A 15,118-nucleotide genomic window follows, 5' to 3' on the forward strand; every position below is an offset into this window, starting at 1 on the left:
AGCCTAGGCCTCCGTGAGCTCGTCTTCCGGTAAGCGGACCAAGGTCAGGCGGTAGCCGACGTTGCGGACCGTGCTGATGAGGTTCTCGTGGTCCACGCCCAGCTTGGCGCGCAGGCGCCGGACGTGAACGTCCACGGTGCGCGTGCCGCCATAGTAGTCGTAGCCCCATACTTCCGTGAGCAGCTGCTGGCGCGTGAACACCCTGCCCGGGTGCTGGGCCAGGTACTTCAGGAGTTCGAACTCCTTGAAGGTCAGGTTGAGCGGCTGCCCGTTCACGCGGGCCGTGTAGCTCGCTTCATCGATCACGACGCCGGCCGCCCGGATTTCGGTGTTGGTTTCCTCTTCGCCGGGGATGGCGCGTGCCACGGCCAGGCGGATCCGGGCTTCGACTTCGGCCGGCCCCGCCGAGTCGAGGACGATGTCATCAACAGACCATGCGGAAGAGACTGCAGCCATGCCGCCTTCGGTGAGGATCAGGATGAGGGGGGCGCTCAAGCCCGTGGCTTTGAGCAACTGGGTCAAGGAGCGGGCCCCCACGAGGTCCTTGCGGGCATCAAGGAAGACGACGTCGGTGGGGTCGGTTTCGAGCAACGCCGTTGGCTCTGCCGGAAGGATGTGGACCCGGTGGTTCAATAGCTCCAAGGCGGGCAGGATGTCTACCGACGAGCCGGTGCTGTTCGTCAGGAGCAGGATGTGCGACATAGTTCCTCCAATGGGCGGTCCGCGCATCATCGGGCGTCTGAACCGGGTTTCCACCGGCCGGTAGCTGCTTATGGGGCGTGGTTCCGTTGTAACGGAAGCGTTGCAACAAGAAGCGCTGTTGACAACCGAGTATACCCAAAGGCCCCTGCAACGTCAGGGATTCGTGTCACCTTCAACCCATGTTTGCGACATATTTGTGCCGTATAAGGCAGGATTGGCAGGAGGTTGCTCGCAGCCTGGAACGAAATGGGGCCCATCGCGGATCCCACGAGGGCGCAACGAGGTTAGGGACACAGTGAGGTCAGGGGCGCAGTGAAGTCTTGGAGCATCGGGGTGGTCGGCCTCGTGGCGCTCGCGGTTTTCGTCGCCAGCTCTTACGGTCCCACGGAAGGGCTGGTCGCCGTCGGAGTTCTGGCGTCGGCCGCGGTTGGCATCGGCTGGCCCCATTTTCTAGCGGTCCCCGCGAAGAAGACGCTCGCCACCGTGATCGGCCTGAGCGGTGCGGGTTCAGCCTTGGCTGCCGGCTTCGTGCCAGCCCCCGGATTTCTCGACGCAACCCCCGCCTTCATCGCCGCAGGCGTGATCGCGGTGTTCGTCGTGCAGCTGATTCGCGGAACCGGTCAGGCCCAACGGCTCGAATCCACCCTTGGCAGCTGCGCCGGCGTCCTGCTAAGCTGCCTTGGCGCGGGCTGGATTGCGGGTGCTAGGTTCAACGGGATCAAGGAAATGGTGCTGGTCGCCGCTCTCAGCGCCGCCGTCGCGCTCCTCGCCGGCTTGTTGCGCTGGCCGGACCGGGTTGTGGCGCCTTTGGGCATCGTGGCGGCCGGGTTGGTGGCTCCGCTGGCAGGCCTGGTGTTCTCCAATATCGCGATCGTGGCCGCCATCGTGGTGGGCGTCGTCATCGGCTCGGTCCTGGTCAGTTTCCGCCGGATGGTGACGCTTCGGCTCGGCCGCCTCAATTTCCCGGCCGTCCTTGGAATGGGTGTCGCTCCCGTCTGGGCGGTTGGCGCCATGTGCTACTTCATCGACAAACTACTCATCTACTAACAGTTAGGATGGCATCATGTCCGTACTTGCATTTGAAATCTTCTTCCTTGTCCTCCTCGGCCTGGCCAGCCTCTCGATGGCGTGGTTCGCTGGTTTTGTCGTTTACCGTCTCTTCAAGGGCCAGAAGTAGAGCTCCCATCGCTTTTGATCAACCTGTACCTTCCGGTCCACTGAGGTAATTGCTGTGCCCATCGAAATCCCTTCCGACCTAACACCCGAATTGGTACCTCTTTCCTGGCTCATTGGTGAGTGGGAAGGCCGGGGACGGCTTGGAACCGGTGAAGAAGACTCGGATCATTTCATCCAGCATGTCTCCTTCACGCACCACGGTCTGCCTTACCTGGAGTACCGCGCGGAAAGCTGGCTCAGCGACGAGGACGGCACCAAGTTGCGGCCCCTCACGGTGGAAACAGGCTTCTGGGCGCTGGAGCGGAAAATGCTCGACGCCGACGGCGGCCCCGGCTTGATTCCCGCGGAAATTGTCCCGGTTTTGAAAACCGCCGACGACGTCGAGGCGCACCGGAATGCGGACGGCGGGTTCGACATCACCGTGACGATCGCCCATCCAGGTGGCATCAGCGAGCTGTACTACGGCCAAATCAAGGGGCCGCAGATCCAGATGAGCACCGATATGGTGATGCGCGGCGGCCACTCCAAGGAATACACTGCGGCCACACGCATCTTCGGCCTCGTGGATGGCAATCTGTTGTGGCGCTGGGATGTGTCCACTCCGGGCAAGTCGCTCGAGGCCCACGCTTCGGCTTTCCTGAACAAGCTTTAGTAGGAGGGTTTGTTCCCTGGCTTCAAGGTCTCACCGAAGAGGTCTCACTGAACGTCCTGTTTCGCAATCCGAACCAAAGGGGAACAGCAAGTGAACGAAGCAACAAAGCCTGCCAGCTATGACGATCTCAAAGCTGTGTTTTTCAACGGGACGCTCAAACCATCCCCGCAAGTGAGCAATACCGACGGACTGATAGCCATCAGCCGGCGCATCATGGAAAAGCAGGGCGTCAGTACGCAGGTGATCCGCACGGTGGACCATGACATTGCCGCCGGAGTGTATCCGGACATGCGCGAACATGGCTGGGCCACGGACGAATGGCCGGAGTTGTACCCGGCCGTGTTGGAGGCCGACATCGTGGTGGTGGCCGGTCCTATCTGGCTTGGTGATAACTCCTCCCAGACCAAGAAACTCATCGAGCGGCTCTACGCCCATTCGGGCCAGCTCAATAGCAAAGGCCAATGGGCCTACTATCCAAAAGTCGGCGGCTGCCTGATCACGGGCAACGAGGATGGCATCAAACACTGCGCCATGAACGTCCTGTACAGCCTCCAGCACGTCGGCTTCACGATTCCGCCGCAGGCCGACGCCGGCTGGATCGGTGCCGTCGGCCCCGGCCCCAGCTACCTCGACGAAGGATCAGGCGGCCCCGAGAGCGACTTCACCAACCGGAACACCACCTTCATGACGTGGAACCTGCTCCACTACGCCCGCATGCTCAAGGACGTCGGCGGCATTCCTGCCTACGGCAACCTCCCGGATGAATGGAAAGCCGGCACACGCTTCGATTTTGAAAACCCGGAATACCGCTGAGCCCCAAGGACTTCTACTACATATGACTTACAAGAGCCCCCTATTGTCGCGCCCCGGAGCTGTAGAAGGCGGCGGCGAGGACTCCGGCGTCGCGGCCCACTACGGCGAACCCCTGCGTGAGCAGCGCGCACTCGCCGCCGGCACCGCCGTCGTCGATCTTTCCTACCGGGGCGTTGTCACCGTCACCGGCCCTGACCGACTGAGCTGGCTCAACACTCTTTCCTCGCAGCAATTGACCAACCTCCAGCCGCGCGTCTCAAGCGAACTGCTGCTTCTCACCATCCAAGGCCGCATCGACTTCGATGCCCGTGTGGTGGACGACGGCGGGACCACCTGGCTGCTGGTCGAAGCCGCCGAGGCTGCCCCGCTGGCGGAGTGGCTCGACAGAATGCGGTTCATGTTGCGCGTCGAGGTGGCCGACGTGTCGGCCGATTGGGCCGTCGTCGGCTCAACCAAGCCCGTTGACGCCTGGTCCGGGCGGCTCGTCTGGGAGGACCCGTGGCCGCACATCGGCGTCGGCGGGTATTCGTACAGCGTGGTGGAGGAAAGCTCCCATCCCGGCCTTGAGCGTCCCTGGTTCGAGTACCTCATTCCCGCGGACGAGTTTGAAGCGGCCGTTGAAGGCATGGCCCTCGCCGGCTCGTTGGCGGCGGAGGCGCTCCGCATTGCCGCGTGGCGTCCCCGGCTCGGCGCGGAGACAGACGAGAAGACCATTCCGCACGAGCTCGATCTCCTGCGGACCTCGGTCCACTTGTCCAAGGGCTGCTACAAGGGCCAGGAGACCATCGCCCGCGTCCACAACTTGGGACACCCACCACGGCGGCTCGTTTTCCTGCAATTGGACGGCTCGCAGCACACCCTTCCGGCGCCGGGCAGCGTCGTATTTGCCGGAGAGCGCAAGGTGGGTACGCTGACATCCGTGGCCCAGCATTTCGAAATGGGGGCAGTAGGACTGGCTCTGATCAAGCGGTCCGTCGACCCGCACGAAGTGCTGACCGTGCTGGACGGTGAGGAGCCTTATCCGGCCGCCCAGGAAGTAATCGTTGCGCCCGATGCCGGACAGGTGGTGGGGCGTCAGACCGGATTCCTGAAGGGACCCCATCGATGAGCGAAACGACGGGCGCCGAAGCCCAAACGGGCGGTGCCGATGACGAGGCCATTGCCTTGGCGCATGCCTTGTTCGATGCCGCCAGGGAAGGCAACTCGCAGATCCTGCGCAGCTACCTCAATGCCGGTGCGCCGGTTGGAATGCGCACTGCCGCGGGTGACTCGCTGCTGATGCTGGCCGCATACCATGGCCACGCTGAAACCGTTCAGCTTCTGCTCTACCACGGTGCCGACGCAAACGGCGCGAACGACCGTGGCCAGACTCCGCTGGCCGGCGCAGTCTTCAAGGGTTACACGGAGGTGGCCCGGGTTCTGATCGACGCCGGCGCCGATCCCGACGCCGGCGCACCCACAGCGCGCGACACCGCCCGGATGTTTGCCCGGACGGAGATTCTCGGACTGCTCGGATAGGCCAAGGCGGGGCCGTCGGGTTTTGCCCATGCGTGACGGCCTCACCGCGCCGGCTGGCTTGCGGCCAAATATTCCATGTGGAATATTTGTTGTGGAATAGTTCGCACGGAGGATGGGGAAATGGCACGAGCCGCACTGACTCCACTGGGCGTCGCTGCATTGGCCCTCCTTGTCGAGGCGCCGATGCATCCTTACGAGATGTACCAGCTCCTGATGGCCCGCCACGAGGATCGTTTGGTCAAAGTCCGGCCGGGTACGCTCTACCACGCGGTCGGTCGCCTGGAAGAGGCGGGTTTGGTCGAGTCCACTGGCATTGACCGTTCCGGCAACCGGCCCGAGCGCACCACCTACCGAATCACGGGAGCCGGCCGGGAGACGCTGACCGAGCGCCTCCAGAACATGCTGGAGGAACCCGTGAATGAGTACCCGGTGTTCCCCCACGCGATCGCCGAGGCGCACAACCTGCCCTCCGGCGTCGTACTCGAACTACTGGACCACCGCGTGGCGAACCTGGAAAACCAGCTCGACTTCCTGGTCCGCGGTGAAGAAGCTGTCGCTGCCAAAGGCGTCGAGCCCAAGTTCTGGATTGACGTCAAGTACCAACAAGCTATGCTGCGGACGGAAATCGACTGGATACGCAGCTTCCAAAATGATCTCCGCAGCGGGCAGTTGCCATGGTGACCGCCCATCCCACGAACCAACTTGCAATAGATTCAGCACAGTCAAAGGAAACCCATGGAAAACGTAGCTAAACCGTGGCCCGCACTGTGGTCCCTCGTGGTCGGGTTCTTCATGATCCTGATCGACACCACCATTGTCTCCGTGGCGAACCCGCGGATCATGGAGGGCCTGCACACGGATATCAACGCCGTAATCTGGGTGACGAGCGCCTACCTCCTCGCCTACGCCGTCCCGTTGCTGATCACCGGACGGCTCGGTGACCGCTTCGGGCCGAAGAACCTCTACCTGATCGGCCTCGTGGTCTTTACCCTGGCTTCGCTGTGGTGCGGCCTCTCGGGCGATATCGGCATGCTGATCGCCGCCCGGGTGGTCCAGGGCATCGGCGCGGCCATGATGACGCCCCAAACCATGGCCGTCATTACCCGGATCTTCCCGCCGGACCGCCGCGGCGCGGCCATGGGCCTCTGGGGAGCGACGGCCGGCATGGCTATCCTCGTCGGCCCGATCCTCGGCGGCGTGTTGGTTGACGGCCTCGGTTGGCAGTGGATCTTCTTCGTCAACGTTCCCATCGGCGTCGTTGCCTTCGTCCTCGTGACCCGGCTCGTACCGAAGCTGACCACGCACAGCCACAAGTTCGACGTCCTGGGTGTGCTGCTGTCCGCAGCGGGTATGTTCCTGCTGGTGTTCGGCATCCAGGAGGGCCAAAGCTACAAGTGGGGCACCGTCAGCGGACCCATTACCGTTTGGGGACTGATCATCACGGGGCTCGTGGTCCTCGCCTTGTTCGTCTTGTGGCAGTGGCTCCTGGAACGCCGCGGCGGCGAACCCCTGCTGCCGTTGGGCCTGTTCAAGGACCGCAACTTCTCCTTGGGAAACACCACCATCATGGCGGTGGGTTTCACCATCACCGCGTTCCCGTTGCCCACCATTTTCTACTACCAGGTAGTCCGCGGTTTGTCCCCGACGCAGTCCGCGTTGCTCATGATCCCCATGGCCGTGATCTCCGGGGCGCTGGCACCTTTCGTTGGCAAGCTGATCGACCGCATCAACCCGCGTTGGTTCGCCGCCTTCGGCCTCGTCTGCCTGTCCGGTGCACTCTTCTGGACGTCGACCCTTCTGAAACCGGACACCCCCATCTGGATGTTCCTGCTGCCCAGCGCCCTCCAGGGTGTGGCCAACGGCTTCATTTGGGGACCGGTCTCGAACGCCACCACCCGAAACCTCCCGCCGCGCTCGGCAGGCGCCGGTTCGGGTGTCTTCAACACGACGCGCCAGATCGGTGCGGTGCTGGGATCGGCCGCGATTGCTGCCCTCATCCAGTCCCGGCTCGCGGCCGAGCTGCCCGCGGCTCCGCCAGGTGCCGCCCCGGCGGGCGAAGGCGGATTCACCGGCAAGTTGCCTGAATTCCTGCATGACGGGTTTTCGACGGCGATGAGCCAGTCGGTCTTGCTGCCGGCCTTTGCGATTCTGCTGGGCGCCGTAGCCGCGTTGTTGTTTGGCAAGCCCAAAGCCGTCCAGGGCTGGGGTTCCCCGACTGCCGCAGAGGCCAAGCCTGAGACTGTTTCGCAAGACGGTTAGTCCGCGCGAACTGGCAGACGATGCCTTCAAAATGCGATTTTGAGGGCATCGTCTGCCAACTCGCGGGCAGTGGAGGGCGCTAGCGGAGCAGCACGGAGGTCTGGATGCCGCCGTCGACGAATCCCAGCTTCCGCGCCAAGGCCATCGAGCCCCGGTTGTCCAGCGCAGTCCGCCATTGCAGCGTCAGGCCGGAGGCCAGCGCCTCGTGGGCGGCGATCGACACAGCCAGGGTTCCGAGCCCTTGCCGGCGCAATTCCGGGGGCACCAGGACGCCCATATCCGCGAGGATCCCCTGCCACTCCGCATAAGCGCCGCAGGCAACCGGTTTGCGGTCCGGTTCGTTGCCATCCATCACCGTGAAATGGTGGTCCATCCTGGAGAGATGGACTTCATTGACGTCGTCCGGAGGGCACCTGCCTTCCAACTCGATCGCCTCCGGATGGCCGTGCGAGACGGTGACTTCGCCGCCCGGCTGGAAGAGGGGAAGGTCATCGGCGAACAGCAGCGCAGACGTCCCGAGCCCGTGGCCACCGTGTTCGCGGCTGATCCGCAACAGTACGGAATGCTCGCTCAGTTGATCATCCGAGAGCTCGACGGCGGCGGCCGCCGCCCATCCCGGGGCCACCAATGCGGAGCGGCCGAAGAGCCTCACGAACGTAATGGATTCGGCGTCCTCATCTTCCCGGACCAACCGCTCGCCGTTGAGGGCAGCAGGTGAGCCGGAGACGAAACTGAAGGCTTCGTCGTCGAACCCTAAATGTCGGGCCCAGGCCAGCAGCACAATTTCCGCCGATCCCGCATCAAGTTCCATGACATCGAGTCTATGCAGTCCCTGGAAAAGGAAGGAGCAGGCAGGCACCTGGTGGTGCCCGCCTGCTCCTTGAAGAACCGGCTCAGCCGAACGGCAGCAGCTCAGCCGAACAGTACCGCGGCCTCGTCATAGCGGTTCTGCGGGACGGTCTTGAGCTTGCCCAGGGCGGCTTCGAAGCCCACGTGCTCGATGTCCGTGCCCTTGAGGGCCACCATGGTTCCCCAGCGGCCTTCCACGACGGAATCGATGGCCGCCATTCCCAGGCGGGTGGCCAGGACGCGGTCGAAAGCCGAGGGGACGCCGCCGCGCTGGATGTGGCCGAGGATCGTGGCGCGGGTCTCGATGCCGGTGCGGGCTTCGATTTCGGGGGCGAGCTGGTCGGCGATGCCGCCCAGTCGGGGCCGGCCGAAGGTATCCAGGCCGCGTTCGGAGTGCGGGGCTTCCATGTGGTCGGGAACAAAACCCTCGGCAACAACAATCAACGGCGCACGGCCACGGTCGTGGGCCTCCTGGACCCATTCGGTGATCTGCTCGATGCTGACTTTCTGCTCGGGGATCAGGATGGCGTGCGCGCCGGCAGCCATGCCCGCGTGCAGGGCGATCCAGCCCACGTGGCGGCCCATGACCTCGGCGATCATGCAGCGGTGGTGGGATTCCCCGGTGGTGCGCAGCCGGTCGATGGCCTCAGTGGCGATCTGGACGGCGGTGTCGAACCCGAAGGTATAGTCGGTGGCGTCGAGATCGTTGTCCACGGTCTTGGGGACGCCCACGATCTTCAACCCGGCGTCGGTCAGGCGCTTCGCGGCGGCAAGGGTACCTTCGCCGCCGATGGCAATGATGGCGTCGATGCCGAGGCGGTCCATGTGGGCCTTGATGACATCCGGGCCGCCGCCGTTCTCGAACGGGTTGGTACGGGACGTGCCGAGGATGGTTCCACCCTGCTTGGCGATACCGCGGACCATGGTGCGGGGAATGTCGATGACGTCGCCCTCCACGACGCCCCGCCAACCGTCCCGGAAACCGACGAATTCCTGGCCGTGAATGGCAATTCCCTTGAGGACGGCGCCGCGGATGACGGCGTTAAGTCCGGGGCAGTCGCCACCGCTGGTAAGGATTCCAATTTTCATGAGGGCTCAAATCCTGGCTAGGAGGTATACGTGCAGAGCGCCACGCTGAGCTCACAATGATTGTAGGGGGCAATGTGGGGTGGGACACAAACCATGACCACCGCCGGGGATGAGACTTTTGAAACAGGGTTGAAACTCGCCGGCAAACCCGGGCTGTGCTACTTCCGGCCCTGCGAACGCTGGGTGAGGAAGGATTCCAGTGCAATGGTGCCGCTTTGGTTGGGAAGCAGCAGCCAAGCCACCACGTAGATCACTACGGCGGGCCCGGGTAGCAGGCAGAAGATCAGGTAGCCAATGCGGACGTAGGCCACGTCCACATTCAGTTTGGCGGCAATGCCACCGCACACCCCTCCGATCAAACGCTGCGGACCGCGCTTCAGGCCGATGCCCCGTACGATGCTGAAGAACTTGTTCATGGCTAGAGCCTTCCCTGTTGTGGCTGCTTTGTCACGTGCTGCTTGCTACCGGTGGTCGGAATCGGTGACGCCGGCCCCGGAGTCCGGGCCTGACCCGCTGCCCTTTCGGGAGCGGGCGGACATTAGGCCTCCGATCACGAGTGCCGCGCCGGCCCCGATCATGAGCCCGATCAACACATAGTTGCCGTTGAGCGCCACGAGGCCGAGCTTGGAAATGATGATCAAAGCAGCGAGTGCGACGACAATCAGCCCCCAGACCACCGTGCCCACCCTGGCCCGGGCGGCTTGCGCCCCGGGCTCGGGTGCCGTTTCAAATGCCCGCGTGGGTTCGTGCGTGCTCATGTCAGTTTCCTTCCTGGACGGTGACGTTGCTGAAAGTGCCGTTGAGTCTGACGACCAGCTTGGCCCCGGGTTTGTTCGTGTTGAAGCTCTCCCTGGTACCACCGTTGCTTTGGGTGACGGCGCTACCGTCCTGCTTGAGGTTCGCGAAGGTCATGTCTGCTTGGACCTCCACCGGCACGGTCGAGGGGATGACGAGTTTGATGTTGCTTGCGGTCACGTCCATCGGAACCACGACGTTGGAGCCCAACGGCGCGCTCAGGTTCAGTTTGGTCAAGTCAACGGTCCCGTTGGCTCCCGTGATGTCGAAGCCTTTGCGGGCATCGTCGATGCTCACGGGATTCCATTGGGCATTCTGGAGGCGGAAGTGGTCCGCGCTCGGGGCGATATTGAATACGGCTCCGATTATCAGCGTCGCTACGGCCAGGAAGCCGAGCAGCCCCGACGAACGGCCCCGGAGTCCGGCGACAAGGATGCCGAGGCCGAGGACTGCGGCGCCCGTGGCCCAGACCACTGCGTTGGCGGCGTCGCCAAGGTGGATGACATTGCCGGTGTCGAGCAGCTTGAGCGTTCCGCCGGCCAACAGGGCCGCCCCGGCTGAGACCGCTACGATGGCCGCGCCCGGTCCTTGCCGCCTCGGCCGCTCTGGCCGCTCTGGGCGGTTGGGTACGCCGGCCGGTGGGTACGGGCCAGCTGGATTGACGGGGCCTGCGGGAGTTGAGGGGCCGCCTGTCCCGTAAGTACCGGAGCCGTAAGGAGCTGCGCTGTAAGGAACCGCACCGTAAGGGCCTGCGGTGTAGGGGCCGGCTGGATAACCTGCCGAGGCAGGGGTGCCCGCCCCGCTGGGGGAGCCGGGAGCGGCCGCGTGGTTGTGAGGGCCCATGGTCTGCCTTCCGTTGCGGGATTTGCTGCGCTGGACCAGGAAGTAGATCAGGTAGATGGTGCCGCCTACCCAGAACAGCGTCCAGAGGATTCCAGGAACGCCGTTCCAGCCCCATCCCCAGAAACCGCGGCCGAGGCCCGGCAATCCGATGATGGTTGTGATGAGGGCGCCGGTCATGCCTGCGGACCAGCGGCCTGCTCCGGCCTCCTGGGCGTGGATGCGGCCATCCGGTTCGGGCAGGAGCGCCCAGGCGACGCCGTAGAGCAGCATGCCGACGCCGGCGAAGAGGGTAAGGACGATGAAGATGCCGCGGACGATCAATGGATCGACACCGAAGCGGTGCGCGATGCCGCTCGCTACGCCGCCCACCCAACGGTCCCGGCCACGGCTGATGCCTTGGCTGCGGATCCAGTTGAAGAAGTTCTGCGGGGGAGCGGGAACGGCGTAGTTCGGCGAGGCGCCGCTGTGGGCAGCGTTTGGCTGGGCCGGTTCTTCCGGCGAGCCTGTCCCGGCCGGCTGGCCGGATTCTTCAGGTTGACCGGGCTCCGCTGCTTGTCCGGAGTCCTCGGGATTCATGCTGTTCGCGTTCATACTTCGATCTTGCCGCCCGGCGACGCCGCCCTCTATTGGGGGATACCCTGAACGTTCCCTGAGTGGCCCCCTGAGATGCCCTGGCTTCGAGCGCCGAAGGCCCTGATACGTGTTTGGATGGAATCATGACAACCGCCATGCAACGCCCGCCGCTGGTCCGGAGCAGCGACCGGATGATTGCCGGCGTGTGCAGTGGCCTGGCGGACCACCTTGGCTGGCCTGTGAAATACATCCGGCTCGGTATGGTCCTTGCCTCGTTCGCCGGCGGCGCGGGCCTGGCCTTCTACGCCTGGCTTTGGGTCATGGTGCCCACTGCCGACGAAAGCGCCCGTCGCAATAGCCGCCGGCCGGCGTCGCCCATTGCTCCCGCAGTGAGCATGCCCCTTTCAGTGAGCATCCCTCTCGAGGTAACAGCGCCCGACGGCGGCGCGCAGCCGCTGCCGCTGTCCACCCCGGCCCCCGTCTTCGCCTCCTGGTTCAGGATTCGTCGCATCCAGTACGGGAAAGAGATCCTCCTGGGAGCCGGCCTGCTCCTGGTGGCCGCCATCCTCATCGCCCGGCAGTTCGGCGTCGAGGTCCCTCTCGGCACGCTGATCCCGGCGGCGGCCATACTCGGCGGAGCGTCGATCGCGTGGATGCAGTTGGACGAGACACGCCGGGCCGGGCTGGTGGACAAGACCAAGGCCGACCAAGCAGGCGGCTGGGTCCGTCTTGCCGCGGGCCTGGCCTTGGTGGTTGCCGGGGTGTTGGTCATGGTGTCCGGTTCCGGCTCGTGGGAGCAGACCTGGCTCGCGCTGCTGGCTTCGATCGCAGTGCTTGGCGGCGTCGCCCTGGTGCTGCTGCCGTGGGGCTTGAAGTTCTGGAAGGACCTTGAAACTGAGCGGGCGGCGCGGGTCCGGGAGACGGAGCGGGCCGAGATTGCCGCCCACTTGCACGACTCGGTACTGCAGACGCTCGCCTTGATCCAGCGCCGGGCAGGTTCCGAGCAGGACGTGGTCCGCCTCGCCCGTGCCCAGGAGCGCGAACTGCGCACCTGGCTGTACCGGGACGCCGCCAAGGATGCGGGACTCCTGGCGGAGCGGATTGCCGCGGCCGCAGCCGAAGTCGAGGACGCCCACGGACACGCCGTCGACGTCGTCAGCGTGGGAGACGCCGCCATGACAGACAGGCACGAAGCGCTCGTCCTGGCGGCCCGGGAGGCCATGCACAATGCCGCCCGGCACGGCGGCGGCGCCGTGTCCGTCTATCTCGAGAGCTCGGACACGGGCAGCGAGGTTTTTGTCAGGGACCGCGGGCCTGGCTTTGACCCCGATACCGTCCCGGAAGACCGGCTCGGAGTCAAGGAATCAATCATCGGACGGATGAAGCGCCACGGCGGAACGGCGGTCATCAGCAGTAGCTCGGAGGGCACCGAAGTACGCCTGAAACTGCCCGTTGAGAACCCCGATAAAGCAGAGAACCGAAACGGAGAAGCCAAAGCATGAACGCCCTATCAGAGCAAGTAGCGCGGAAGGTTCGTGTGGTGATCGTGGACGACCACGCCATTTTCCGGTCCGGGCTGAAGGCCGACCTCGATTCCAGGATCGACGTCGTAGGCGAAGCCGGAACAGTGGAGCAAGCTATCGCCGTGATTGCCGAAGTTCACCCGGAAGTGGTGTTGCTCGACGTCCACCTGCCTGGCGGCCTTGGCGGTGGCGGTCGGGAAGTCATCAGCGCATCCGCGCCGTTGCGTGGGAGCACGAGCTTCCTGGCCTTGAGCGTCTCGGATGCCGCCGAGGACGTCGTGGCCGTCATTCGGGCTGGCGCCCGGGGCTATGTCACCAAGACCATTTCCGGCCCCGAGATCTCTGATGCCGTGATCCGCGTGGCCGACGGTGACGCCGTCTTCTCGCCGAGACTGGCCGGTTTTGTCCTCGACGCGTTTGGAACCTCCCCGGCCGAGATCGCCGACGACGAACTGGACCGGCTTTCCGCGAGGGAACTGGAAGTCATGCGCCTCATCGCCCGCGGCTACAGCTACAAGGAGGTGGCCAAGGAGCTGTTCATTTCCATCAAGACCGTGGAAACCCATGTCTCGGCGGTGCTCCGCAAACTCCAGCTCTCCAGCCGCCACGAACTGACCAGGTGGGCCGCCGAGCGCCGCCTCCTCTGACGCCCGCTCACCTTTAGCGGGTTAAACCCAAACGCCCGCTCACCTTTCGCGGGTTAAACCCAAACGCCCGCTCACCTTTAGCGGGTTAAACCCAAACGCCCGCTCACCTAAACCCAAGGTGAACGGGCGTTTGTGCAGGCGGAAGGCTACTTGGCCTGGCCGAGGAATTCCTGGAGGCGACGAACGCCTTCGGCAAGGTCGTCGTCGCCCAAGGCGTAGGAGAGGCGCACGAAACCGGAGGGGCCGAAGGCCTCGCCCGGAACAATTGCGACCTCAACCTCGTCGAGGATCAGCGAGGCCAGCTCAGCGGACGTTGACGGACGGACAGGACCGTTCGACGTCGGGAATTCCTTGCCCAGCAGACCGCGGACGTCGGCGTACACGTAGAAGGCGCCGGTCGGCGTCGGGCATTCCACACCCTCGATCGCGTTCAGTCCGGCGACAATCGCCTTGCGGCGGCGGTCGAAGGCGACTTTCATTTCGTCGACGGCGGTCAGCGGACCGGACACGGCAGCCAGGGCTGCGATCTGCATGATGTTGGAAACGTTCGACGTCGCGTGCGACTGGAGGTTGGTGGCGGCCTTGATGACGTCAGCCGGGCCGATCATCCATCCAACACGCCATCCGGTCATGGCATAGGTCTTGGCGACACCGTTGAGGATGACCACCTTGTCGCCGAGTTCGGGGGCGGCAGTGGCGATCGAGGTGAAGGGCACGCCGTCGTAGGTCAGGTGCTCATAGATTTCGTCGGTGACAACCCAGAGGCCCTTTGCCGCAGCCCATTTTCCGATCTCAGCCACCTGTTCGGCGCTGTAGACGGCTCCGGTCGGGTTGGACGGCGAAACGAAAAGCAGGATCTTCGTCTTGTCGGTGACCGCGGCTTCGAGCTGCTCCACGGTGACCAGGTAACCCTGCTCGGGGCCGGCGAAGACCTCAACGGGAACGCCTCCGGCCAAGCGAATTGCCTCCGGGTAGGTGGTCCAGAACGGCGTGGGGATGATTACTTCGTCGCCCGGATCAACAAGGGTCGCGAAGGTGTTGTAGACGGCCTGCTTGCCGCCATTGGTAACCATCACCTGGGAAGCGTCTACTTTGTAGCCCGAGTCGCGGAACGTCTTGTCCGCGATGGCCTGCTTCAGCTCCGGCAGGCCGGCGGCAGGGGAGTAGCGGTGGTACTTCGGCTGGCCGGCGGCCTCGACGGCGGCCTTGACGATGTAGTCGGGGGTCGGGAAGTCGGGCTCCCCGGCGCCAAAGCCAATCACGGGGCGACCCGCTGCCTTGAGCGCCTTGGCCTTGGCGTCAACGGCAAGGGTGGCGGATTCGGCGATGGCGGAAATTCGCTGTGAAATGCGGGCGGCTGGTATTCCGGCAGACATTAAAGCACCGTTCTTCGCGGGCAGCTCATGGGCTGGATGGTGGGATTCGACGAAATCTACTTTATGCTGTTCTGCGGAGCTATCGGGCTAACGCCGGGAAAGTGACAGTGAAGGCTGATCAAGCGAGCGCTGATCACACGAGCGGGACGGCCTGAACGCTCCGGAAATGGCCCGGTTCGACTATCGCGACGTTGTTGCGTAGACTGGTTCACCGGTGTTGAAAAACATCACAATGGTTCGCGCCCCAGATAGGCTCCGGAATCTCGTGTTCTTCTGGATTCCTTGGCTTCGATGGAGTGCGGC

General features: G+C 64.2%; 16 protein-coding genes. 9 read left to right on the forward strand and 7 right to left on the reverse strand.

Features of this window, described 5'->3' with window-relative positions:
* Window positions 1–3: 3 nt before the first annotated feature.
* A complete protein-coding gene (locus ACSVHC_RS16190; RefSeq protein WP_059387339.1) occupies window positions 4–702 on the reverse strand; it encodes a winged helix-turn-helix transcriptional regulator in 699 nt (232 codons plus the stop codon).
* A 312-nt stretch (window positions 703–1,014) separates the two neighbouring features.
* On the opposite strand from ACSVHC_RS16190, the gene ACSVHC_RS16195 reads away from it, so the two are divergent.
* From ACSVHC_RS16195 to ACSVHC_RS16225, 7 genes are all read left to right on the forward strand, one after another.
* Window positions 1,015–1,749, forward strand: coding sequence for a permease (locus ACSVHC_RS16195; protein ID WP_437771076.1), 735 nt, complete (start codon window positions 1,015–1,017; stop codon window positions 1,747–1,749).
* A 184-nt stretch (window positions 1,750–1,933) separates the two neighbouring features.
* Window positions 1,934–2,530 carry a nitrobindin family protein gene (locus ACSVHC_RS16200; protein WP_437771075.1) on the forward strand — a complete coding sequence of 199 codons (597 nt, stop codon included), beginning with the start codon at window positions 1,934–1,936 and terminating at the stop codon, window positions 2,528–2,530.
* A 90-nt stretch (window positions 2,531–2,620) separates the two neighbouring features.
* The gene (locus ACSVHC_RS16205) at window positions 2,621–3,343 is read left to right on the forward strand and encodes a flavodoxin family protein (protein ID WP_059387341.1); all 723 of its coding nucleotides are present in this window, start codon (window positions 2,621–2,623) and stop codon (window positions 3,341–3,343) included.
* A gap of 22 nt (window positions 3,344–3,365) precedes the next feature.
* The gene (gene ygfZ, locus ACSVHC_RS16210; RefSeq protein ID WP_437771074.1) at window positions 3,366–4,451 is read left to right on the forward strand and encodes a CAF17-like 4Fe-4S cluster assembly/insertion protein YgfZ; all 1,086 of its coding nucleotides are present in this window, start codon (window positions 3,366–3,368) and stop codon (window positions 4,449–4,451) included.
* Window positions 4,448–4,861, forward strand: a complete 414-nt coding sequence (locus ACSVHC_RS16215; RefSeq protein ID WP_437771073.1) for an ankyrin repeat domain-containing protein — start codon at window positions 4,448–4,450, stop codon at window positions 4,859–4,861. Before ygfZ ends, ACSVHC_RS16215 begins: the two co-directional genes overlap by 4 nt.
* Window positions 4,862–4,981: 120 nt before the next feature.
* Complete coding sequence (locus ACSVHC_RS16220) at window positions 4,982–5,542, forward strand: PadR family transcriptional regulator (protein ID WP_437771072.1); 561 nt, start codon at window positions 4,982–4,984, stop codon at window positions 5,540–5,542.
* 54 nt (window positions 5,543–5,596) lie between these two features.
* On the forward strand, window positions 5,597–7,120 hold the full coding sequence (locus tag ACSVHC_RS16225) for a DHA2 family efflux MFS transporter permease subunit (protein ID WP_437771071.1): 1,524 nt from the start codon (window positions 5,597–5,599) through the stop codon (window positions 7,118–7,120).
* A 79-nt stretch (window positions 7,121–7,199) separates the two neighbouring features.
* Here ACSVHC_RS16225 and ACSVHC_RS16230 read toward each other — a convergent pair whose 3' ends face one another.
* From ACSVHC_RS16230 to ACSVHC_RS16250, 5 genes are all read right to left on the reverse strand, one after another.
* Window positions 7,200–7,931 carry a GNAT family N-acetyltransferase gene (locus tag ACSVHC_RS16230; protein ID WP_437771070.1) on the reverse strand — a complete coding sequence of 244 codons (732 nt, stop codon included), beginning with the start codon at window positions 7,929–7,931 and terminating at the stop codon, window positions 7,200–7,202.
* A gap of 101 nt (window positions 7,932–8,032) precedes the next feature.
* The gene (locus ACSVHC_RS16235; RefSeq protein ID WP_234749032.1) at window positions 8,033–9,058 is read right to left on the reverse strand and encodes an ATP-dependent 6-phosphofructokinase; all 1,026 of its coding nucleotides are present in this window, start codon (window positions 9,056–9,058) and stop codon (window positions 8,033–8,035) included.
* A gap of 158 nt (window positions 9,059–9,216) precedes the next feature.
* Window positions 9,217–9,474 (reverse strand): PspC domain-containing protein, encoded by a 258-nt coding sequence (locus ACSVHC_RS16240; protein WP_345448649.1) that lies wholly within the window; start codon window positions 9,472–9,474, stop codon window positions 9,217–9,219.
* Between the two features lie 45 nt (window positions 9,475–9,519).
* Window positions 9,520–9,816, reverse strand: a complete 297-nt coding sequence (locus ACSVHC_RS16245) for a hypothetical protein (RefSeq protein WP_439181128.1) — start codon at window positions 9,814–9,816, stop codon at window positions 9,520–9,522.
* Window position 9,817: 1 nt separating this feature from the next.
* A complete protein-coding gene (locus ACSVHC_RS16250) occupies window positions 9,818–11,287 on the reverse strand; it encodes a PspC domain-containing protein (RefSeq protein ID WP_439181129.1) in 1,470 nt (489 codons plus the stop codon).
* 125 nt (window positions 11,288–11,412) lie between these two features.
* On the opposite strand from ACSVHC_RS16250, the gene ACSVHC_RS16255 reads away from it, so the two are divergent.
* Both ACSVHC_RS16255 and ACSVHC_RS16260 read left to right on the forward strand, forming a co-directional pair.
* Window positions 11,413–12,771: an ATP-binding protein gene (locus ACSVHC_RS16255; protein WP_437771067.1), complete on the forward strand. Its 1,359-nt coding sequence runs from the start codon at window positions 11,413–11,415 to the stop codon at window positions 12,769–12,771.
* A complete protein-coding gene (locus ACSVHC_RS16260) occupies window positions 12,768–13,439 on the forward strand; it encodes a LuxR C-terminal-related transcriptional regulator (protein ID WP_437771066.1) in 672 nt (223 codons plus the stop codon). The genes ACSVHC_RS16255 and ACSVHC_RS16260 overlap by 4 nt, the downstream gene beginning before the upstream one ends.
* 146 nt (window positions 13,440–13,585) lie before the next feature.
* Here the strand turns inward: ACSVHC_RS16260 and ACSVHC_RS16265 are convergent, their stop codons facing one another.
* The gene (locus ACSVHC_RS16265; RefSeq protein WP_439181130.1) at window positions 13,586–14,815 is read right to left on the reverse strand and encodes a pyridoxal phosphate-dependent aminotransferase; all 1,230 of its coding nucleotides are present in this window, start codon (window positions 14,813–14,815) and stop codon (window positions 13,586–13,588) included.
* Between the last annotated feature and the right edge of the window lie 303 nt (window positions 14,816–15,118).

It is taken from the genome of Arthrobacter sp. KNU-44 (genome assembly GCF_051843155.1).
Classification (GTDB): Bacteria; Actinomycetota; Actinomycetes; order Actinomycetales; family Micrococcaceae; genus Arthrobacter.

Bases quoted from the DNA above. Each gene is read 5' to 3' on its own strand.
- ACSVHC_RS16190 (WP_059387339.1), bottom strand. From the start codon at position 702: ATGTCGCACATCCTGCTCCTGACGAACAGCACCGGCTCGTCGGTAGAC.
- ygfZ (WP_437771074.1), top strand. From the start codon at position 3,366: ATGACTTACAAGAGCCCCCTATTGTCGCGCCCCGGAGCTGTAGAAGGC.
- ACSVHC_RS16215 (WP_437771073.1), top strand. From the start codon at position 4,448: ATGAGCGAAACGACGGGCGCCGAAGCCCAAACGGGCGGTGCCGATGAC.
- ACSVHC_RS16220 (WP_437771072.1), top strand. From the start codon at position 4,982: ATGGCACGAGCCGCACTGACTCCACTGGGCGTCGCTGCATTGGCCCTC.
- ACSVHC_RS16225 (WP_437771071.1), top strand. From the start codon at position 5,597: ATGGAAAACGTAGCTAAACCGTGGCCCGCACTGTGGTCCCTCGTGGTC.
- ACSVHC_RS16230 (WP_437771070.1), bottom strand. From the start codon at position 7,931: ATGGAACTTGATGCGGGATCGGCGGAAATTGTGCTGCTGGCCTGGGCC.
- ACSVHC_RS16235 (WP_234749032.1), bottom strand. From the start codon at position 9,058: ATGAAAATTGGAATCCTTACCAGCGGTGGCGACTGCCCCGGACTTAAC.
- ACSVHC_RS16240 (WP_345448649.1), bottom strand. From the start codon at position 9,474: ATGAACAAGTTCTTCAGCATCGTACGGGGCATCGGCCTGAAGCGCGGT.
- ACSVHC_RS16245 (WP_439181128.1), bottom strand. From the start codon at position 9,816: ATGAGCACGCACGAACCCACGCGGGCATTTGAAACGGCACCCGAGCCC.
- ACSVHC_RS16250 (WP_439181129.1), bottom strand. From the start codon at position 11,287: ATGAACGCGAACAGCATGAATCCCGAGGACTCCGGACAAGCAGCGGAG.
- ACSVHC_RS16255 (WP_437771067.1), top strand. From the start codon at position 11,413: ATGACAACCGCCATGCAACGCCCGCCGCTGGTCCGGAGCAGCGACCGG.
- ACSVHC_RS16260 (WP_437771066.1), top strand. From the start codon at position 12,768: ATGAACGCCCTATCAGAGCAAGTAGCGCGGAAGGTTCGTGTGGTGATC.
- ACSVHC_RS16265 (WP_439181130.1), bottom strand. From the start codon at position 14,815: ATGTCTGCCGGAATACCAGCCGCCCGCATTTCACAGCGAATTTCCGCC.